Annotated in this window: 5 protein-coding genes; 4 read left to right on the top strand and 1 reads right to left on the bottom strand. The window is 45.5% G+C overall.

What is annotated here, in order from left to right:
• Nucleotides 1-560, bottom strand: a 560-nt coding sequence (gene murB, locus Q0499_RS00005; RefSeq protein ID WP_299194389.1) for a UDP-N-acetylmuramate dehydrogenase, incomplete at its 3' end; no start/stop codon positions are given.
• Nucleotides 561-614: 54 nt separating this feature from the next.
• Between murB and Q0499_RS00010 the strand changes: the two genes are divergently transcribed.
• The 4 genes from Q0499_RS00010 to Q0499_RS00025 all read left to right on the top strand — a co-directional run bounded on the left by Q0499_RS00010 (nt 615) and on the right by Q0499_RS00025 (nt 4,064).
• On the top strand, nt 615-1,046 hold the full coding sequence (locus Q0499_RS00010) for a GNAT family N-acetyltransferase (protein ID WP_299194392.1): 432 nt from the start codon (nt 615-617) through the stop codon (nt 1,044-1,046).
• Between the two features lie 91 nt (nt 1,047-1,137).
• Nucleotides 1,138-2,478, top strand: a complete 1,341-nt coding sequence (pssA, locus tag Q0499_RS00015; protein ID WP_299194394.1) for a CDP-diacylglycerol--serine O-phosphatidyltransferase — start codon at nt 1,138-1,140, stop codon at nt 2,476-2,478.
• 911 nt (nt 2,479-3,389) lie between these two features.
• A complete protein-coding gene (locus tag Q0499_RS00020; protein WP_299194397.1) occupies nt 3,390-3,617 on the top strand; it encodes a DUF2897 family protein in 228 nt (75 codons plus the stop codon).
• A gap of 87 nt (nt 3,618-3,704) precedes the next feature.
• Nucleotides 3,705-4,064 (top strand): DUF2058 family protein, encoded by a 360-nt coding sequence (locus tag Q0499_RS00025; protein ID WP_299194400.1) that lies wholly within the window; start codon nt 3,705-3,707, stop codon nt 4,062-4,064.
• Nucleotides 4,065-4,075: the final 11 nt, after the last annotated feature.

Here is a 4,075-nt window from a genome sequence, read left to right on the forward strand (position 1 = left end):
GTTAAACCAATCGCGACCACAATCGCTTTACCATAAAGGGCATGTTTGAATATCGAATCACGATAACCAAATTGACACTCTTCACGGCTTAATCTCTTCACCGTGAAGCTGTCTAAACAGAGGATATCAACGTATTCACATACATCTTGTAACTCAACGCCATAAGCTCCAATGTTCTGAATCGGAGCAGAACCTGAACATCCAGGAATCATCGCTAGATTTTCTAATCCACCAATACCTTGCTCTACAGACCACTCCACCAAACTTGGCCAGTCTTCACCACCACTAATATGCAGCTTATAGTGTGTCTCAGTTTCGGTTTGCTCAATCCCTTCAAGCCTATTCACCATCACCAAACCTGCAAAGTGCTGGGTAAATAGCATGTTACTACCCTTGCCTAACATCAGTTTCGGAAGGTGGCTCCATTGTGGAGATTGGTAAGCAGAGATGAGATCGTCTACGGAACGGATTTCAATAAGCACATCACAAGTCTGCTCGATAGAGAAGGTATGTGCCTTTTTCAAACTGGCATTGAGATAAGATTGCATGGCGATATTCAATTAAACTAAACTGCGTCCATTCTACAGCAGTTACCCAACCGGCGCAGTGATTGAATGAACAATGTAATAATAGCCCAGCTGGATCCGATCAAAGTTCCATTAGTTAAGCGCTTCTATAAAGAACACTACCCTTCCGGTAAAGCTAACAAGAGCGAGTTAATCTACTCGTTAACCGTCGATAACCAACTATTGGGAGTGGTTCGTCTTCGCACAATCGAGCAGTTTCGCTTACTAACAGGAATGGCAATTTCAAAAGAGTATCGAGGACAACAACTGGGGAAACAGTTGATGGACTACTGTGAAGAAAAAACGTTGAATGAGCAAGATTATTGCTTTGCTTACGCCCATCTAGAGAACTTTTATAACCGCCACCATTTCGTAAAAATATCACCTCAAGAGCTGCCAAATAGTCTGAAAAACCTCTTCGAACGATATACAAATAGTGGAAAAGATCTCATTCCTATGCATTATCAGCAAAATTGTTAGAGAATGCCTCGATTATCTAGTAATTCGCCATTTGCCTTTGGTAAAATTCGCTGTTCGCAATTTTGCATATTTTTAAGGTCAAACAGTCAATATGATTGCTAGTAGGAATCCATTCACACAGTTACCCACTGTCGCTCAGAACCCCGATAAGTTTGAAGTACTGTTATCAGCACAAGAGTTCAGAACTCGTTTACTTAAAGAGATCTCTGAAGCAACTCAGCGTATCTGTCTGGTTGCTCTCTATCTAGAAGATGACGAAGCCGGTCGTGAGATCCTTACTGCACTGTATGAAGCTAAGCAAAGCAACCCTCAGCTTGATATCAGTGTCTGTGTTGATTGGCACCGAGCTCAACGTGGCCTTATTGGTGCGGAATCATCAGAAGGTAACGCTGCAATGTATAAAGCATTCGCAGATAAGTATGAGCATGAAGTCCCTGTTTATGGCATCCCTGTTCGCGGCAAAGAAGTCTTTGGTGTGCTTCACCTGAAAGGGTTCATCGTTGACGATAAAGTTATCTACAGTGGTGCTAGCCTCAATAACATCTACCTGAACTATCACGACCGCTACCGTTTCGACCGTTACCATGTTCTAAACAACAAGACTCTGGCTGACACCATGTTCAGCTACGTGCAAGAACAGATGGTGGCAGACACAGCGGTAAATAATCTAGCCGCTCATAGCAAACCAACCACTAAGCAACTTAAGTCAGCGATCCGTCAATTCCGCTCAACACTAGCGCGCTCTCAATATCAGTTTAAGAGCGAAGAGGTCTCAAGTGAGCAGGTGGCAGTGACTCCGCTTGTTGGCATTGGTAAGCGCCGTAACCGTCTAAATCAAGGCATCAACCAACTGATCGCTCAGGCTAAAGATGAAATCTTCATCTGTACCCCTTACTTCAACTTCCCGCCTAGCCTTGCGAAGGAAGTAAAAAAAGCCCTTAAACGTGGTGTGAAAGTGAGTATTGTCGTTGGTGATAAAACGGCGAATGACTTCTTTATCTCTCCAGAAGAAGAGTTCAAGACCATTGGTGGCCTGCCTTACCTATATGAACTAAACCTGCGTCGTTTTGCGAAAGCAAATGAGGCGAACATCGCAAGTCGTAAACTGTCTATCCACCTTTGGAAGCACGATTCAAACAGCTTCCACCTGAAAGGTATTTGGGTAGATAAGCGTTACATGCTTCTTACTGGTAACAACCTGAACCCAAGAGCTTGGAAACTCGATCTTGAGAACGGTATTTTCATTCAAGATAACTACAATCACCTTGCTGAGAAATTCCAAGCTGAAGTCGATAATATCCTTCAACATACTCAGCTGATCTGCACTTATAAGCAGCTAGACAAAGTTGATAGCTATCCAACCGAAGTCCAGAGGCTAATACGCAAAATAACACGCGTAAAAGCTGACAGAGTACTTAAACAGATTCTATAAGTATCAGCTTTAAGTTGTCTCTACCTTAACGCCTAGCAAGTCGCTGGGCGTTTTTGTATCTGTAATACGAGATAGGAGATACGAGATAGTTTTCTCTGGCTGCATTGCCTGCCTTGTCAACGTTTTACCATTAGAACTGATTTCACTGAACAGGTCATACTTCCGCCGTCGTAACTTAAATAGGGGTTATCACTTCAATCAACTAGGTCAGGAACTGATCTTATTACCTAACAAGGTAACTATCTTTTGTTAGCGGATATAGTGCCTGAGCATATCTGCTTAAGTTTATATGACGTTGTCAGTCGGATTAGAATCGCTGGTCTAAGGCTAAGACATCTATCCATTGAAAAGACGAAATGCCTGTGGTCACAGGAGACCAGGACTCCTTGGTCGAAGACCAAAATACCTATCCCCAGAAACGACGAAAGCCTAGTCGTAAGACTAGGCTTTCTGATAAGCGGCGTAGTGGCCGGGGTTGCGGGCAACCGGGACTCTTTCGACCGAAGGGCGAATACAGTTATTCAAACGTAAAAAAGCCCAAGCAGTTATGCTTGGGCTTAATATAAGTGGCGGAGTGGACGGGACTCGAACCCGCAACCCCCGGCGTGACAGGCCGGTATTCTAACCAACTGAACTACCGCTGCGCATCAGCTCAAATACGCTTTAAACCGGGGTTTACAGTGCGTCTGAACTGGCGCGCATTGTAAACATTCCACCAAGGGAGTCAAGCACTTGCGTGAGTTTTCTTCAATCATCGACAAGTCTTGACTGGCTGCTTCAGCCACGCCTTGTCAGGCCACCCCAACGCGACAACGTAAAGCCACAACAAAAGCAGCCTGATTAACACAGCAGACTGATTTATCACCTGTCTGGCGCCGAAATAACGATCGCTCTGTGCCTTATGGTTTGCCATGCGCCCACAGAGCAGCCATGATGAATACACATTCGATAAAAGGATCAACACCATGCCCTGGTATGGATGGCTATTCATAGTGCTCGCACTCGGCAGCATCGTCGGCAGTCTTTTGATGCTCCGAGACAATGCCAATAGCAACAAGGTCAGTAAAGAAACCATCGCTAACGTGAAAGCACGTGAAGCTCAATTTGCAGCAGAGGAAGAGCGCGAAGAAAACCGGTAAACTAGCGGCACAAACGCCGCCTCTCTGGCATGGATTCATTTGCGTGCGGGCTCCTGCAGCCTGACGCCGACAAGACAGTTACAGATCATGGTCAATTCATTGCAAGCCCAGCTTCTCAAAACCGGCCTGGTTGACGAGAAGAAACTCAAGCAAGCCCAGCGCGCCAAGAAAAAAGCGGCCAAGACCGCACCTGCTGAAGATACCGGCAAGGCTATCGCACAGGCGCGATCCGAAAAAGCCGAACGTGATCGTCAGCTCAATCAGCAGCGCCAGCAGGAAGCGGCACGTAAAGAGCGCGAAGCCCAGGTCAAACAGATGGTGGAAAACAGCAAACTGGACCGTAGTGGCGGAGAAACGCCCTATCAGTTTGTGAGCAAGAACAAGATCAAAAAGAAGAATCTGTTGACCGAGAAAAGCAGCAACAAGAAATGCAAGACAAAGATGTGAATCAAGAGGAA

Source organism: uncultured Amphritea sp. (assembly GCF_937127095.1).
GTDB lineage: Bacteria > Pseudomonadota > Gammaproteobacteria > Pseudomonadales > Balneatricaceae > Amphritea.